The sequence below is a fragment of the Acidovorax sp. Leaf73 genome, assembly GCF_916855635.1.
Taxonomy (GTDB): Bacteria; Pseudomonadota; Gammaproteobacteria; order Burkholderiales; family Burkholderiaceae_C; genus Acidovorax; species Acidovorax facilis.
Genome location: NZ_CAKASI010000006.1, coordinates 226,194 through 241,075, shown reverse-complemented (window position 1 = coordinate 241,075; position 14,882 = coordinate 226,194). Strand labels below are relative to the sequence as shown.

Sequence of the window (14,882 nt, the reverse complement as noted above, 5' to 3'; positions counted from 1 at the left end):
GGTTCGGCGGAGGTTTCAGCGCTTGCGCGACAAGCGTGGGTCCAGCAGGTCGCGCAGACCATCGCCCAGCAGGTTCAGCCCCAGCACGGCCAGCGCAATCGCCACACCAGGCCAGACGGCCAGCAGCGGGGCCTGGAACATCAGCGTCTGTGCTTCGCTGAGCATGCGGCCCCAGGAGGGTTGGGGCGGCTGGGTGCCCAGGCCCAAATAGGAGAGGGCGGCTTCGGCCAGGATGGCAATGGCGAACTGGATGGTGGCCTGCACGATGAGCACCGACAGGATGTTGGGCAGCACATGCTCCAGCGTGATGCGCAAGCTGCCCTTGCCGCAGGCGCGCGACGCCAGGATGTACTCACGCGACCACACCGCGTTGGCCGATGCACGGGTGACGCGCGCAAACGTCGGGATGTTGAAGATGCCGATGGCAATGATGGAGTTGACGATGCCCGCGCCGAACACAGCGGTGAGCATGATGGCGGACAGGATGGCCGGGAAGGCAAACGTAAAGTCGGCCAGCCGCATGATGAGTTCTTCGACCCAGCCGCGCTTGGCCGCTGCCAGCAGGCCCAGCGCCGTGCCAACGGTCAGCCCGATGCCCACGGCGATCACGCCCACCAGAATGGAATTGCGCGCACCCACCAGCAACAGCGACGCCACATCACGCCCAAAGGCATCGGTGCCCAGCCAGTGTGTGCCGGTGGGCGGCTGCAGCTTGGAGGCCAGGTCCATCTCGTAGGGCGACCAGGGTGTCCAGACCAGCGACAGTGCAGCGGCCAGCAGGAGCAGCAGCGACAGAACGGCGCCGATCACGAAGCTGCGGTGGCGCAGCGCGCGGTGCAGCCAGCTGGGGGCAGAGGTGACAGAAGGCGAAGGAATGACAGCGTTCATGGGGGGGTCAGATGTCGGAGGCCTTCACGCGCGGGTCGATCACGGCGTAAAGGATGTCCACCACGAAATTCACGATGACCACCATGGCGGCGAGCAGCATCACGCAGTTGCGCACCACGATCAGGTCGCGGTTGGAGATGGACTGGAAGATCAGGCGCCCCAGGCCGGGCAGGTAGAACACGTTCTCCACCACGATGGTGCCCGCCAGCAGGTTGGCAAATTGCAGCCCCATCACGGTGATCACCGGGATCATGGCGTTGCGCAGCACATGGCCCCAGAGCGCCGCGCGCTGCGACAGGCCCTTGGCGCGGGCAGTGCGCACAAAGTCTTCGCGCAGCACCTCCAGCACGGCCGAGCGCGTGATGCGCGCGAGGATGGCGGCCTGCACCACGGCCAGCGCAATGGCGGGCAGCAGCAGGGCCTTGAGGGCTTCGAGTGGACTACCGCCAGCGTCTTCGGTCCAGCCGGGGAAGCCACCGGCCGAGAACCACTGCAGTTTCACGGAGAACAGCAGGATCAGCAGAATGGCGAACCAGAAATTGGGGATGGCAATTCCGATCTGTGCCAGCCCCATCACGCCGACATCACCGATCTTGTTGTGGCGCGATGCTGCATACACACCTGCCACCAGGGCCAGCACGGTGGTGATGACCATGGCCATCAGGGCCAGGGGCACCGTGAGGGCCAGGCGTTCCAGCACCAGGTCGAGCACGGGTGAGCTGTAGGCATAGCTGTCGCCCATGTTGCCGACCACTAGCCCGCTCACCCATTGCCAGTAGCGCAGGCTGGCGGGCTGGTCCAACCCCAGCTTGCTGGCCAGCGCAGCCACGGCTTCGGGCGAGGCGTCGGGTCCCATGAGCATCTGGGCGGCGTTGCCCGGTAGGATCTCCAGCACCAGAAACACAACAATGGACGCGCCGATCAGCGTGGCCAGGAGGGTAATAAACCGCTTGAGAAAAAACAGGCCCATGGGTGAGGTGGGTGAGGAGAGGGTTAGGGCGCGCGGGCGTCAAAATTAATGTGTATACACAGCATAACGGTAAAAACATCCCCGTCAGCGGTGGTGGGTTGCAGTGTGGCATGCAAGGCACATGCCACCAGCGCGGGATAATACGGAGCATGAACCGCGCCGCGTACCCTGTCTCCATTGTTTTTGGCCCTGTGCCCAGGGAGGCCGTATGGCGCTGATGATCACCGACGAGTGCATCAACTGTGATGTGTGCGAGCCCGAATGCCCTAACCAGGCCATCTATCTGGGGCAGGAGATCTACGAGATCGACCCGAACAAGTGCACGGAATGTGTGGGGCACTTTGACGAGCCCCAATGTGTGCAGGTCTGCCCCGTCGCCTGCATCCCCGTGAACCCGCAGCACGTCGAGAACCGCGAAACCCTGTGGCAGAAGTTCCAGCGGTTGCAGGCGCCAGCTTCGAGTTAGTTTGAAGTGTTTTTGGGCTCTGGCGCTTATCCATCAAGCGCAAGAAGCTATAAAAATAATAGCTATTGACCGAAGGGGATGCGACGGACCGTCGTTACCCCTGCCGTGCCGCTCAGTCTTCTGCAGGGCGGGGGGGCTTGGGGCGCGGCGGTTTGGTGGTGTGGATGAGCAAGGTGGCCTTGTCCATCTCGCCTGCCAGCATGGCCGGGTAGGCCTTCAGCGAATGGACGATGCTGTCTTCGATCAGCGTGCGCTGGTCGGGGGAGGGCTTTTTGAGCACCCAGTTGGCGACTTCGCTTTTCACGCCCGGGTGGCCGATGCCCACGCGCAGGCGCCAATAGTCAGGGGAGCCGAGCTGGCCATGGATGTCCCGCAGGCCGTTGTGCCCTGCATGGCTGCCGCCGCGCTTGAGCTTGACCTGCCCTGGCGGAATGTCCAGTTCGTCATGCACCACCAGGATTTCTTCGGGCTGGATCTTGAAGAAGCGCGCCAGCGAAGCCACCGACTTGCCCGAGAGATTCATGAAGGTCTGTGGCTGCAGCAGCCAGACGCTTTGCCCATGCACCGTCGTGCGCGCTACCAGCCCGTGGTAGCTGCGCTCGGGCACCAGCGTGGCCTTGAGTTCGCGCGCCAGCGCATCAATCCACCAGAAACCGGCGTTGTGGCGGGTGGCTTCGTAGTCTGGCCCGGGGTTTCCAAGGCCTACAAACAGCTTGATCATTGGCGGGATTATCGGTGGGTGTGGGGTGGTTAGAGCCAGACGGTTTGCAGATGCGAATGGCTTTGCGCCAATGAAAACGGCCCACACAAGGTGGGCCGTTGGGGGTCAACGCCGCAGGGCGGGCTGACCGGGTGAAGTCATCGAGGTCGTTGACCGATTACTTCTTGCCCTTGCCCTTGCCCTTGGCATCGGCAGCAGGAGCGGCTTCGGCAGGGGTCTCAACGACCACCACTGGAGGCACCACGGACACCAGCACGGGGTTGTTGTTCTGACCGCCACGGATCTTGGCCGTCACGCCCTTGGGCAGCTTGATGTCCTTCAGGTGCAGGGATGCGCCCTTTTCCAGCTTGGACAGGTCCACAGCGATGAACTCAGGCAGGTCCGAAGGCATGCAGGTCACGTCCAGCTCATTCACGATCGGGTTGACCATGCACTTGTCGACCTTGACGGCGTTGGACTCGTCAGCACCGCTGTAGTGCAGTGGCACCTTCATGTGCAGCTTGGTCTTTTCGTCCACGCGCTGGAAGTCGATGTGCAGCACGAGTTGCTTGTAGGGGTGGTATTGCACGTCACGCAGCAGAACCTTGGAGGTCGTGCCGGCAACTTCCATGTCCAGCACGCTGGAGTGGAAAGCTTCCTTCTTGAGGGCGTGCCACAGTGCATTGTGGTCCACCTCGATGAGTTGGGGTTCGGCGGTGCCACCGTAGACGATGCCAGGCGTCTTGCCCGAATTGCGCAGACGGCGGCTCGCACCCGTACCTTGCTTGGCGCGCTCAAAAGCGACGAAGTTCATAACTAGCTCCTGAAAAGGACAGACCGCGACCAGTCTTGCCCTGTTTTAAAAAGGCCCGCGATAGCAGGCCACACTTCGTTCCCGAACCAACAGACAAGCCTCCCGAAGGAGGCTTGGTGTCCTGTTCAACCGTCTTTCCAAGCCGAAGGCCTCTTGCGAGCCCCGCGTTTGTCAGAACAGGTTGTCTTGGTCCGAGAACAGACTCATCACCGACTCACCCTTGGCAATGCGCTGGATCGTCTCTGCGATCAGCGGGGCCACGGAAAGTTGGCGAATCTTGGCGCATCCCCGGGCGTTGTCGCTCAGCGGGATGGTGTTGGTCACCACCACTTCATCGAGGGCCGAGCCCTTGGCGATGCGTTCGATGGCAGGACCCGAAAAAATAGGGTGCGTACAGTAGGCGTACACCTTCTTGGCGCCACGCTCCTTGAGCACTTCAGCGGCCTTTACCAGCGTGCCGGCGGTGTCGATCATGTCGTCCATGATCACGCAGTTGCGGCCTTCGATTTCGCCGATCACGTGCATGACTTCGGACACGTTGGCTTTGGGGCGGCGCTTGTCGATGATGGCCAGGTCGCAGTTGAGCTGCTTGGCCAGTGCACGGGCGCGCACCACGCCACCCACGTCGGGCGAGACCACAATCAGGTCTTCATAGTTCTTCTGACGCAGGTCGCCCAGCAGCACGGGCGACGCGTAGATGTTGTCCACCGGGATGTCGAAAAAGCCCTGGATCTGGTCGGCATGCAAGTCCATGGTCAGCACGCGTGCCACGCCCACGGCTTGCAGCATGTTGGCCACCACCTTGGCGGTGATAGGCACGCGCGTCGAACGCGGGCGGCGGTCCTGGCGGGCATAGCCGAAGTAGGGGATCACGGCGCTGATGCGCTCAGCCGATGCACGCTTGAGCGCATCAACCATGATCAGCAGTTCCATGAGGTTTTCGTTGGTGGGGGCGCAGGTGGACTGCACCACGAAAACATCGCGTGCACGCACGTTTTGCTTGATTTCAACGGTGACTTCACCGTCGGAGAATCGACCCACGTCAGCCGCACCGAGGGTGGTGCCGAGGTGTTGGGCAATTTCAGCTGCCATGCCTGGATTGGCATTGCCGGTGAAAACCATGAAGTCGGGGTGGTTGGCTTGCATGAGCGTCCCAGCAGTCTGAAATAAAAGCCCGTACGCGGAAAGCGTTTGGCAGGGGAAGAAGGATTCGAACCTTCGCATGCCGGAATCAAAATCCGGTGCCTTAACCAGCTTGGCGACTCCCCTACACAGGTCAACTACCGAAGGCAGCTAACCTTAATTCTTGCCTGATGCCCAACCTGCCAGAGGATGGACCATCAGATTTTCACATTCCTTAACTTGCCAGCCCTGTGGGGCTCCACTCAAGTCAACTGCATGTGACATATGCGCAAACACTGCACTTCCAGAGCCTGTCATCCTGCCTTGCAATCCTAGGACATCGAGCCATTCAATGGCTTCGGTAACCTCGGGGCAAAGTGCCTGGGCAACTGGCTGCAAGTCGTTTCGACCGAAGTCAAAGTGTGCTGCAGCAAAGCCTAAGATTGTAGCACTATCTGAATCGCGTTTCAAACTTGGTGACGAAAAAATTGCTTTTGTCTCCAAGCCTGCAGCGGGCTTCACGATGGCAAAGCGCGCTTGCGGTAGTTGCTGTGCTTTCTCAAGCGGCGTGATTGTCTCACCAATTCCTTCGACCCAAGCGTTGTGACCGCGTAAAAAAAATGGAATGTCTGCACCGAGCTTCAGACCAATAGCTTCCAGTGCCGATTGCGACAGGTTCAGACCCCACAACCTGTTAAGGGCAAGCAAGGTGCTGGCTGCATCGGAAGAGCCACCACCCATGCCCGCCTGCGAGGGGATGTTTTTCACGACGCCAATGTGTGCACCCTGGGTGCAGCCGGTGGCTCGCTGCAGTGCAAGCGCGGCCTTGATCGTCAGGTCTAGCTCTGGCAGTGCTGTGCCCAGGTCTTCGCGTGTGATAGCGCCACCGGCGCGGCGCTCGAAATGGAGGGCGTCGCACCAGTCGATCAACATGAAGACCGACTGCAGCAGGTGGTACCCGTCCGCGCGTTGGCCTGTGATGTGAAGGAAAAGGTTGAGCTTTGCCGGAGCCGGCACGTCATACAGGGATTGCATGGCAACGAATTGGGCGCGTGAGGAGGGCGGCTAGCGGGTCAGTGCGATGCGCAAAGTGGCCTGGGGGGCGGGGTCGTCGCGGTGTGCCACCAGTCGCCCCTGTTCCAGGGCCGAAAGATCGGCCCTCCAACCTGGCACAGTGGTTTGTACACCCTTGAGCCAGGCGAACAGGGCGGCCACGGGGATGCGCGTGCCCGTCACATCCTGCAGCAGTGCGTCGAGCGAATCAGAGGTCCGCGATTCCTGCGCGCTGGTCAGCTGTGCATGGCCATCTTTCCATTCCAGCTGTGCGATGCGGCTGCCGAGCGGGCTGATCAGTGCAAGCCCCCCGGTCTGTGCATTGCCCCGCAGTTCAAATATTGCAGAGAACGACTGCGATGCCTGTCCTTCCACCTGCAGGGCGATACGCCCATTCCAGGCATCTTCTTCGCCTGCAGGTACCTGTGGCGGCTGCGTGCAGCCGACCAGCCACAGTGCGCAGGCCACCCACAACAGCAGCCCGGCGAGACGGGGGCCGACCATGAGGCGCGCAACGTGTTGAAAAGGAGTTCTTGAACCTCCGTACATCAAAGGCTCACCCCAAGGCGCTTCAGCGTTTCTTTCAGCGTTTCATTGTCAGGGCTTGTCCGCGCGCCTTCTTTCCAGACCTTGAGAGCAGCTTCCTTGTCACCCAGGCTCCAAAGCACCTCACCGAGATGCGCTGCGATTTCTACATCCGGGCGAGCTTGGTAGGCGGTTTCCAGGTGCCGCTTGGCCTCTGCCTTGTTGCCCATGCGAAATTCCACCCAGCCTAAGCTGTCGGTAATGAAGGGATCGGAGGGGGCGAACTCCATAGCTTTCAGAATCAGCTGTTTGGCTTCGTCCAAGCGCACGCCCCGGTCTGCCAATGAATAACCGAGGGCGTTGTAAGCATGGTGGTATTGAGGCTTCTGGGAAATCACCTGCCTCAGCAGTTTCTCCATAGTCTCCGGGTGACCCGCTTTTTCGGCCAGCATGGCTTGGTCATACACCAGTTCGGCGTCATCAGGTGCGAGCGCCACAAGCTCGCTCTGGACTTGGTAGGCTTCCTGGTAAAGCCGCAGGTCACGCAGTAGCTGCACCTCGGCCAGCAGCTTCATGCGTTTGTCGTCAGCAGAGGTTCCTGGCAGGTTTCGCAGCAGTTCCCGCGCCTGGGCCACTTTGCCCTGCCGTGCCAGCAGGGACGCGCGGCGGCTTTGCGCACTGAAGGCTTCGTCCACGTTGTCGATGCGGTTGAGCCACGCCTCTGCAGCGGCAAAATCGCCCTTCTTCTCTGCGAGCTGTGCGGACAGCAAATAGGCTTGCGTAAGCCCTTTCTGACGCACTTCAGGATCGGTCGCGGCGGAGGTGAGCTCCATGAAGCGCTGCAGCGCACTCTTTGCAGCGGAGAGCCTGTTGTCTTGCAACTGCAGGGTGGCCAGCACCAGCCAGGCCTCTACCAAGTCCGGTTTCTCTTTGGTGACGTATTCCAGTTGGCGGGCGGCATCGGGATAGCGCTGCAAGCCCAAAAGAACCCGCGCATAGCCCATTCGCAACTCTGGCACGGGTTGTTTGGCAAGTGCTTGTGTTACCAGTGGTTCGGCCTCGGGGGTGTTCTCTTCCATCAGCTCCAGCGCCAGCCTAGCGGCCCCCTCGTTAGCGTCGTCAAGAGCCTGCGCGCGCCGAGCGGCATCCAGTGCCCCCGATTTATCGCCCGCCGCGAGGCGAAGGCGACCCAGGGATACCCAGGCCACAGGGCCGGTGGCAGGGTGGGAAAGCTCGTCCACGAGGGCGGCTTCCACCACCTTCGCTGCCAGCGCCTTGTCGCTGGCACGCCCATACATCTGGGGCAGTGCAGACAGGGTCGAAGCCTTTGCGCGGGGGGATGATTGGGCGAGTTCCTGGCGCAGCAGATCGGGTGTTTCGCCAATACGGTTCAGTGCAACAAGAATTTGCAGCACATAGCGATTCGCCTCGCGCGACTGTGGCAGGGCCTCTTTCCATGCCTTCGCCGCTGCCAGTGCATATTCACCCGATCGTGACTGCAAGGCGATATCTGCGGCCCTTTGGTAGAGTTGGCCATCTGCGCTGCGGCGTGCAGCCTCCAGCATGAAGGCATAACCAGCACCGGGGTCGCCTGTCCGGGCGCTGATTTCGCCCAGGAAAATCTCGTAGAACAATTCAGCATCCAGTGCCGGGTTGGATACCACTGGAGATTCATCTGTGGCGGGGCGGCTGTCACTGCCGGTCTGTTGTGCCCATGCTGAGTGGGCGGATACCGCGATCAAGGTCGTCAATGCGGCAATCCGAAAGCTGTGAAATAGCACCATCGGGTCATAATAATCCATGCCTGTTAACCCATTGCCGGGGTCTTTGTATGCCTGAGTTGCCCGAAGTGGAAGTGACCCGCCGCAGTTTGGTTCAGGCCATCACTGGCGCCCGCATTGAGGCGGTCACCCTCGGCAAATCCTTGCGCTGGCCTCTGGGGTGCGCGCCACAGACTTTGGTGGGGCAGCAGGTGATGGGCCTGCGCCGCCGCGGAAAATATTTGCTGGCCGATACCAGTCGAGGAGTTCTGCTCGTGCATCTTGGGATGTCGGGCAGCCTGCGCTTCAGCCAGGGGTTACCGGCGGCCGGAGTCCACGATCACTTTGACATGCTGACCAGCCAGGGGACGCTGCGGCTGCACGATCCGCGCCGATTCGGTGCCGTGGTGTACGTTCATGGGGAACAAGACCCTGTTGCGACCAAGCTTCTGGGCGGGCTGGGAATGGAGCCGCTGTCTGACGGATTCTCTCTTGCTGTTTTCCAGGCTGGTCTGAAAAAGAGCCAGATGCCCATCAAACAGTTGCTCTTGGCTGGCCGGCTGGTGGTGGGGGTTGGCAATATCTATGCGTCAGAAGTGCTTTTTCTGGCTGGAATCCGTCCCACGACGAGTGCGTCGCGTATCGGGCCTGCGCGGGTGCTCAAATTGCACGCTGCCATTCGGTCTGTATTGGCGCGGGCCGTGGATATGGGGGGCAGCACGCTGCGCGATTTTTCCAATGCAGATGGAATGGCAGGCCACTTTCAGACCCAGACCAACGTTTATGGACGCGATGGAGCGCCATGCCATGTTTGTGGCACTTCGATAAAGGTGCTGCGCCAGGGGCAGCGGAGCAGCTATTTTTGCCCGATGTGCCAGCGGCCTTGAATCAGGTCAAGTACCAATTCGCCGTGGCATGACGGCCCGCGAGCGGTCGATGCTATATTTTGTGTATGCCTGCCCTGCAGGCCATTCTTAGATCTCTGGGAGCAAAGTGGGACCTTCATTCAACGAACAGTTCGACCAGCATGGTGCCTGGCGGCGTGAGTTCGCCCAGCAACTCAAGCGGCTGGCCGAGTGGATGTCCTCGCACGAACTCATGGACGCAGCCGTCCAGGAGCGGCTGCAACGCCTGGAGGAGCAGGTTCGCAGCGACAAGGTCATGGTGGCGTTTGTTGCCGAATTTTCGCGCGGCAAATCTGAGTTGATCAACGCGATCTTCTTTGCAGACTATGGCCGCCGCATCATGCCTGCGAGTGCAGGGCGCACCACCATGTGCCCCACCGAACTTGGGTACGACGCCAGCGTGGCGCCCAGCCTTCGTCTGCTGCCCATTGAAACCCGACTGCAGATGCAGAGCCTGGCGGAGTGGAGGGTTAAAACGGACCGGTGGCAGGAGATCCCCCTGGATGTCGGAAACGCGGACCAGATTGCCAAGGCGCTCGAAAAGGTGGCCGAAGTACGAAAGGTCAGCCTGGACAACGCGCGGGCATTGGGCTTTTGGCACGATGATCTGACCGATGAAAACCCTGTGCCTGATGCCCAGGGCTTGGTGGAGGTGCCCATGTGGCGCCACGCCCTCATCAATATTCCCCATCCTTTGCTGAAACAGGGGCTGGTGATTCTGGACACGCCAGGGCTGAATGCCGTGGGCGCTGAGCCTGAACTTACCGTCAACCTGATTCCGCAGGCGCATGCGGTGGTCTTCATTCTGAGCGCTGATACCGGAGTTACCCGCTCTGATTTGTCCATCTGGCGCGAGCACTTGGCCATTTCGGCGGACAGCATGGATGCCCGGCTGGTGGTGCTCAACAAGATAGACACCTTGTGGGACACGCTCAATTCTGCCGAGCAGGTGCAGGCGCAGATGGAGCGCCAGTGCAGTACGTCTGCAGAAATGCTGGGTGTTCCGTTGGACAGGGTTGTGCCCGTGTCTGCGCAGAAAGGGCTGGTTGCCAAGATCACTGCTGATGATCTGCTGCTGGAGACCAGCGGCCTGCCTGTTCTGGAAGAGGCGCTGGCCAAAGGAATCATGGGGCGGCGGCAGTCTATTTTGCGGGCGGCTGTGGCCAACGGCGTGGCCAGTTTGCGCACTGAGACTTCTCGGGTCATCAATATCCGGCGCCGAGATCTTGACGACCAGATGGCCGAATTGCGAAGCCTGCGCGGCAAGAATGCGTCTGTGATCGAATCGATGCGGCATCGCATTGAGCAGGAACAGCGGGAGTTTGACCTGAGCACTTCCAAAATCCAGGCGGTGCGTGCAGTCCACCTGAAGCTGCTTCGAGATGTATTTCAGCAGTTGGGTGCCAAGGCGCTCAAAGTCGAGCTTTCGGAATTGGCGCAGACCCTGCAGCAAAAAGGGCTCAAGCTGGGGGTGAAGAAAATCTATCTTCAGACTTTCGACAAGTTGCGCGGTACGCTGGACAAAGCACAAGCGTCAGGCACTGAGATTCAGGCCATGTTGGGTGGCACCTTCAGGCAACTCAATGCCGAGTTCGGCTTTTCTCTGCAGGTCCCCTCGCCTCCGCAGCTGGAGCACTTTACGCACGATCTGAATCAGATCGAACAGAGCCATCTCCAATACCTCGGCATGGGGAACGCGCTCAAGCTGGCCCAGCCCGAGTTTGCGGAACGTCTGGTCCGGGCTCTTGCCATGCGTTTGCGCACCGTGTATGAATCGGCCGCGAACGATCTTGAACTGTGGAGCAAATCTGCTACAGCCCAACTGGATGCGCAGCTGCGTGAGCGTCGCCGTAGTTTTGCGCGTCGTATCGAGGCTGTGGATCGCATCCAGCAGGCTGCCAGCGGTTTGGTGGAGCGCATTGCGGAAATTGAAGCGAGTGAGGATGAGTTGGTCCAACTGGAGCAAAGGCTGCAGGAGTTGACCTCCCAGCTTGTTGCTCTGCCCGGTCTTGACTCCGTGACCTCGGGTAGCCATCTGGTATCTGCATGAGCGACGGTGGGCGGGAGGATGTGGCTGGGCTCGTGGTCGCATGGCAGGCGTCTCATGGCCGCAATCACCTGCCTTGGCAACAGACGCGCGATCCGTACCGGGTCTGGCTGTCCGAGATCATGCTGCAGCAAACGCAGGTTACTACGGTGCTTGACTACTACGCGCGCTTTCTGGAGCGTTTTCCCGACGTAGTGGCCCTGTCGCAGGCAGAGCAGGATGAAGTGATGGGCCTCTGGAGCGGGCTGGGCTACTACACCCGGGCCCGTAACCTGCATCGCTGCGCCCAGCAGGTTGTGGCAGAGCACGGAGGCTCCTTTCCTCGCACCGCCGAGATGCTGGCTACCTTGCCGGGGATTGGTCGCTCCACCGCTGGAGCGATTGCCGCATTCTGTTTCTCTGAACGCGTGCCTATTCTTGATGCCAACGTGCGCAGGGTTTTGACGCGTTTGCTCGGCTTTGAAAAGGACCTCGCGTCGGCGGGAAACGAGCGTCTGCTCTGGAAGGAGGCGGAGTCACTGCTGCCGCAGAAAAATCTGCTTACGGCCATGCCCCGCTATACCCAGGGACTCATGGATCTGGGAGCGTCGATTTGTACGCCACGATTGCCACGTTGCGACCGGTGTCCTTTGGCGGGCCGCTGCGTGGCATTCAAAGACGGAGATCCACAACGCTACCCCGTCAAGACACGCAAGCTGGCACGCCGGTCTGAGTCTTGGCAGCTTCTGGTACTTCGAAATTCTGCTGGCCAGGTGTGGTTGCAACGTCGCCCCTCTGCTGGGATATGGGCTGGCATGCATTGTGTGCCGGTCTTCGCCGACGGCGCCTCTTTGAACGGATATGTCAAATTCCTAGGTGATGCTTCTCGCATTGCCTGCAACGAGCTCCAGCCTTTTCTCCATGTGCTGACACACAGGGATTTGCATCTTCACCCCGTGTTGGTCACGGGGGAGGTTCCGGATCAGCCCACTGAAGAAGGGGCGTGGTTTGGGGTCAATGAGTGGCCCTCTATCGGCCTGCCTGCCCCCATCCGCAAGTTGCTTGATTCGACCCAAGCTCAGTTGTGGTGAGCGTACCCGGGTTTTGTTGCGTAGATATCAGCGTCCGTCCAGCTCTCGGTGTCTCTTCAGGGTTGCCCAGCGGCTGCTCAAAACATCGGCTAGTCGTTCCACCAAGTAGACCGAGCGGTGCTGGCCGCCAGTGCAGCCTACCGCGACCGTGACATAACTGCGGTGGTTCCGGTCAAGCATTTCCAGCCAGTGCGCGAGAAATTGCTCGATATGCGCCTGCATCAGCGACACATCGGGTTGCTGGCGCAGGAAATGGGCGACAGGTTCGTCCAGCCCCGTCAGATCCCGCAGCGCAGGTTCATAGTGTGGGTTCGGCAACATTCGCACATCAAAGACGTAGTCAGCGTCCATCGGTATACCACGCTTGAATGCAAAAGACTGGAATACCAGGGTCATCTGTCCCCGGGTGGTGACAAGCAAACTCTTCACGTAGCTTTGGAGCTGTGAAGCCCGTATGGTGCTTGTGTCGATCACATGCGACTGTTCTCGCAGTTCCGCCAGCAGCTCGCGCTCCAGCTCGATAATCTGCACGAGCGCTTTTCGACCCTGTTGGAGATCGTCGTGCGACAGCGGGTGGCGCCTGCGTGTTTCTGAGAAACGCCTGACAAGCGTATCGATGGTGGCGTCGAGGAAAACCGATTGCACCGAAACGCCCTCGCTCCTGAGCCGACTCAGCTCCTGTGGAACCTGATGCAATGAGGTGGCACTTCGAACGTCCATCGCGATAGCAACGCGGTTGCCGTGGTGACGGTGTTCCAGCGCCACAAAAGCTGGCAGCAGTTCTGGGGGCAGGTTGTCTACGCAGTAATACCCTGCGTCCTCCAGCGCATGCAGCGCCACGGACTTTCCTGATCCCGACATACCCGTGATCAAAACAATTTCAAGTGCCATCAGCCATGTCCTTCTCGTGCAACGGCCGCGAGATCCAGCATCTCGCTCGCGTGGGCGAGCGTAGTCTGGGTGGATCGTTCGCCGCCCAGCATGCGGGCAATTTCTGCCACACGGTTCTCGCCCTGTACCGTCGATACGGCGCTGGTGGTGCCATTCGGGCTCTTGCGTTTGGCCACCTTGAGGTGGTGGTGTGCGCAAGCCGCCACCTGCGGCAGGTGGGTGACCGCGAGCACCTGACGGTCGCTGCCAAGCTGCTGCATCAGCCGCCCCACTGTTTCAGCCACCGCCCCCCCTACGCCAGAGTCCACTTCATCAAAGATGAGCGTGGGGGTCATACCCAATTCACTGGTTGTTACAGCGATGGCCAGCGAAATGCGGGAGAGTTCGCCGCCCGATGCGACTTTGCCGATGGGTTTCGGTGTCATCCCGGGATGGCCCGCGACGAGGAATACCACGTCATCGATACCGTGGTGCGAGGGCTCTGAGGCCTTGGTCATGGAAACCTCGAATTTTCCTCCCTCCATGCCCAGGCCCTGCATGGCTTGGGTAATGGCGTGAGACAGTTTCGGGGCAGCTTTGGCGCGACCCAGAGACAGCGCGCGTGCCGACGCGTGGTAGGCCTTGGCACTGGCGGCCTCGGCGGCCTCCAGTCGTTCCAGATCTGTCGCTGCGTCCAGCCGGCGCATCTCCTCCTTCCAGCTCTGGTGTAGAGCCGGCAGCTCTGCTGGCGTGCGCTTGTAACGGCGTGCCAAGGTCATCCAGAGCGAAATGCGGGTGTCGAGTTCGGCCAGACGCTGTGGATCTATTTCCACGTGCCTCAGATACAGCTGCAGCGAGTGGAGCACGTCGCTGGCTTGTGCGAGGCTGGAAGAAAGGATGTCTGCGAGCGGTGCGAACTCGGGCTCAATATGCTCGTGGCTTTGGAGAAGATCGTGCGCGCGTGCAAGCCCAGTCAGTGCACCAGCATCTTCATCTTGGAGGGCTTGGATGGCGCCCTCTGCCCCTTCCAGCAGCGCCTGCGCATGTGAGAGGCGTTTATGTTGTGCGTCGAGTTCTTCCCATTCGCCATCAATGGGTGCGAGCTTGTCCACCTCGTTGATCTGCCATTGCAGACGCTCACTTTCCTGCTGCAAATTAGCCTGGGCCAGGCGTGCTTGCTCCAGGGCTTTTTGATCCTTTCGCCATTGTGCCCAGAGCGCTGCGGTTTCTGCTGTGTGCACCCCTGCAAATGCGTCCAGCAGGCCGCGTACCGAGTCGGGTCTTGTAAGGCTTTGCCAAGCATGCTGCCCGTGGATGTCTAGCAGGCTGTCTCCCAAAGTCCGCAGCTGGGCAGCAGTGGCTGGGGTGCCATTGATCCAAGCCCTGCTTTTGCCCTGAGAGTCCACGGTCCGACGCAAAAGCAACAGCTCATCAATGTCAAAACCCGCGTCCTCGAGCCATGGCTGGAGATGGGGTGGGCAATCGAACTCAGCGCAAAGATCCGCTTTGTCAGCGCCTTCGCGAACCACACCTGCATCGGAGCGTGCGCCCAAAACGAGTTGCAGTGCATCAATCAGGATGGATTTCCCAGCGCCTGTTTCTCCCGTCAGCACGGTGAAGCCGGAACTTAGTTCAAGTTCAAGCGCTTGAACGATCACAAAATCGCGCAGGGTAATCCGCCGGAGCGCCATG

14 protein-coding genes and 1 tRNA gene are annotated in these 14,882 nt (G+C 60.4%); 4 read left to right on the top strand and 11 right to left on the bottom strand.

Features of this window, described 5'->3' with window-relative positions; translation table 11 throughout:
• Positions 1–15: 15 nt before the first annotated feature.
• Positions 16–888 carry an ABC transporter permease gene (locus LPA35_RS20770; RefSeq protein ID WP_055399077.1) on the bottom strand — a complete coding sequence of 291 codons (873 nt, stop codon included), beginning with the start codon at positions 886–888 and terminating at the stop codon, positions 16–18.
• A gap of 7 nt (positions 889–895) precedes the next feature.
• Complete coding sequence (locus LPA35_RS20765) at positions 896–1,858, bottom strand: ABC transporter permease (protein WP_055399075.1); 963 nt, start codon at positions 1,856–1,858, stop codon at positions 896–898.
• Between the two features lie 208 nt (positions 1,859–2,066).
• Here LPA35_RS20765 and LPA35_RS20760 point away from each other — a divergent pair, with 208 nt between their 5' ends.
• Positions 2,067–2,324 (top strand): YfhL family 4Fe-4S dicluster ferredoxin, encoded by a 258-nt coding sequence (locus LPA35_RS20760; protein ID WP_055399073.1) that lies wholly within the window; start codon positions 2,067–2,069, stop codon positions 2,322–2,324.
• Positions 2,325–2,436: 112 nt separating this feature from the next.
• On the opposite strand, the gene pth is transcribed toward LPA35_RS20760, so the two are convergent.
• From pth to LPA35_RS20725, 7 genes are all read right to left on the bottom strand, one after another.
• A complete protein-coding gene (gene pth / locus LPA35_RS20755) occupies positions 2,437–3,045 on the bottom strand; it encodes an aminoacyl-tRNA hydrolase (RefSeq protein WP_055399071.1) in 609 nt (202 codons plus the stop codon).
• Between the two features lie 157 nt (positions 3,046–3,202).
• Complete coding sequence (locus LPA35_RS20750; RefSeq protein ID WP_055399069.1) at positions 3,203–3,838, bottom strand: 50S ribosomal protein L25/general stress protein Ctc; 636 nt, start codon at positions 3,836–3,838, stop codon at positions 3,203–3,205.
• 171 nt (positions 3,839–4,009) lie between these two features.
• A complete protein-coding gene (locus LPA35_RS20745) occupies positions 4,010–4,984 on the bottom strand; it encodes a ribose-phosphate pyrophosphokinase (RefSeq protein WP_055399067.1) in 975 nt (324 codons plus the stop codon).
• A gap of 46 nt (positions 4,985–5,030) precedes the next feature.
• Positions 5,031–5,107, bottom strand: a tRNA-Gln gene (locus LPA35_RS20740).
• Between the two features lie 30 nt (positions 5,108–5,137).
• Positions 5,138–5,995: a 4-(cytidine 5'-diphospho)-2-C-methyl-D-erythritol kinase gene (ispE, locus tag LPA35_RS20735; protein ID WP_228898703.1), complete on the bottom strand. Its 858-nt coding sequence runs from the start codon at positions 5,993–5,995 to the stop codon at positions 5,138–5,140.
• 30 nt (positions 5,996–6,025) lie between these two features.
• Positions 6,026–6,517, bottom strand: a complete 492-nt coding sequence (locus LPA35_RS20730) for a lipoprotein insertase outer membrane protein LolB (protein WP_228898702.1) — start codon at positions 6,515–6,517, stop codon at positions 6,026–6,028.
• Positions 6,518–6,561: 44 nt separating this feature from the next.
• Positions 6,562–8,340: a tetratricopeptide repeat protein gene (locus LPA35_RS20725; protein WP_228898701.1), complete on the bottom strand. Its 1,779-nt coding sequence runs from the start codon at positions 8,338–8,340 to the stop codon at positions 6,562–6,564.
• Between the two features lie 29 nt (positions 8,341–8,369).
• On the opposite strand from LPA35_RS20725, the gene mutM reads away from it, so the two are divergent.
• The 3 genes from mutM (at position 8,370) to mutY (ending at position 12,320) form a co-directional block, all read left to right on the top strand.
• Complete coding sequence (gene mutM, locus LPA35_RS20720) at positions 8,370–9,185, top strand: bifunctional DNA-formamidopyrimidine glycosylase/DNA-(apurinic or apyrimidinic site) lyase (protein WP_228898700.1); 816 nt, start codon at positions 8,370–8,372, stop codon at positions 9,183–9,185.
• Between the two features lie 106 nt (positions 9,186–9,291).
• Positions 9,292–11,253: a dynamin family protein gene (locus LPA35_RS20715; protein ID WP_055399056.1), complete on the top strand. Its 1,962-nt coding sequence runs from the start codon at positions 9,292–9,294 to the stop codon at positions 11,251–11,253.
• A complete protein-coding gene (mutY, locus tag LPA35_RS20710) occupies positions 11,250–12,320 on the top strand; it encodes an A/G-specific adenine glycosylase (protein WP_228898699.1) in 1,071 nt (356 codons plus the stop codon). Before LPA35_RS20715 ends, mutY begins: the two co-directional genes overlap by 4 nt.
• Positions 12,321–12,347: 27 nt before the next feature.
• Here mutY and rapZ read toward each other — a convergent pair whose 3' ends face one another.
• Together rapZ and recN are read right to left on the bottom strand one after the other, a co-directional pair.
• Entirely contained in the window at positions 12,348–13,211 is an 864-nt protein-coding gene (gene rapZ / locus LPA35_RS20705) for an RNase adapter RapZ (RefSeq protein ID WP_121422498.1), read from the bottom strand.
• On the bottom strand, positions 13,211–14,881 hold the full coding sequence (gene recN / locus LPA35_RS20700) for a DNA repair protein RecN (RefSeq protein WP_228898697.1): 1,671 nt from the start codon (positions 14,879–14,881) through the stop codon (positions 13,211–13,213). Before recN ends, rapZ begins: the two co-directional genes overlap by 1 nt.
• Between the last annotated feature and the right edge of the window lies 1 nt (position 14,882).

What these genes read in the sequence shown, in the direction of transcription:
- mutY (WP_228898699.1), top strand. Translation starts at nt 11,250, where the DNA reads ATGAGCGACGGTGGGCGGGAGGATGTGGCTGGGCTCGTGGTCGCATGG.
- LPA35_RS20770 (WP_055399077.1), bottom strand. Translation starts at nt 888, where the DNA reads ATGAACGCTGTCATTCCTTCGCCTTCTGTCACCTCTGCCCCCAGCTGG.
- mutM (WP_228898700.1), top strand. Translation starts at nt 8,370, where the DNA reads ATGCCTGAGTTGCCCGAAGTGGAAGTGACCCGCCGCAGTTTGGTTCAG.
- rapZ (WP_121422498.1), bottom strand. Translation starts at nt 13,211, where the DNA reads ATGGCACTTGAAATTGTTTTGATCACGGGTATGTCGGGATCAGGAAAG.
- LPA35_RS20745 (WP_055399067.1), bottom strand. Translation starts at nt 4,984, where the DNA reads ATGCAAGCCAACCACCCCGACTTCATGGTTTTCACCGGCAATGCCAAT.
- LPA35_RS20750 (WP_055399069.1), bottom strand. Translation starts at nt 3,838, where the DNA reads ATGAACTTCGTCGCTTTTGAGCGCGCCAAGCAAGGTACGGGTGCGAGC.
- LPA35_RS20760 (WP_055399073.1), top strand. Translation starts at nt 2,067, where the DNA reads ATGGCGCTGATGATCACCGACGAGTGCATCAACTGTGATGTGTGCGAG.
- LPA35_RS20765 (WP_055399075.1), bottom strand. Translation starts at nt 1,858, where the DNA reads ATGGGCCTGTTTTTTCTCAAGCGGTTTATTACCCTCCTGGCCACGCTG.
- LPA35_RS20730 (WP_228898702.1), bottom strand. Translation starts at nt 6,517, where the DNA reads ATGGTCGGCCCCCGTCTCGCCGGGCTGCTGTTGTGGGTGGCCTGCGCA.
- pth (WP_055399071.1), bottom strand. Translation starts at nt 3,045, where the DNA reads ATGATCAAGCTGTTTGTAGGCCTTGGAAACCCCGGGCCAGACTACGAA.
- LPA35_RS20725 (WP_228898701.1), bottom strand. Translation starts at nt 8,340, where the DNA reads ATGGATTATTATGACCCGATGGTGCTATTTCACAGCTTTCGGATTGCC.
- recN (WP_228898697.1), bottom strand. Translation starts at nt 14,881, where the DNA reads ATGGCGCTCCGGCGGATTACCCTGCGCGATTTTGTGATCGTTCAAGCG.
- ispE (WP_228898703.1), bottom strand. Translation starts at nt 5,995, where the DNA reads ATGCAATCCCTGTATGACGTGCCGGCTCCGGCAAAGCTCAACCTTTTC.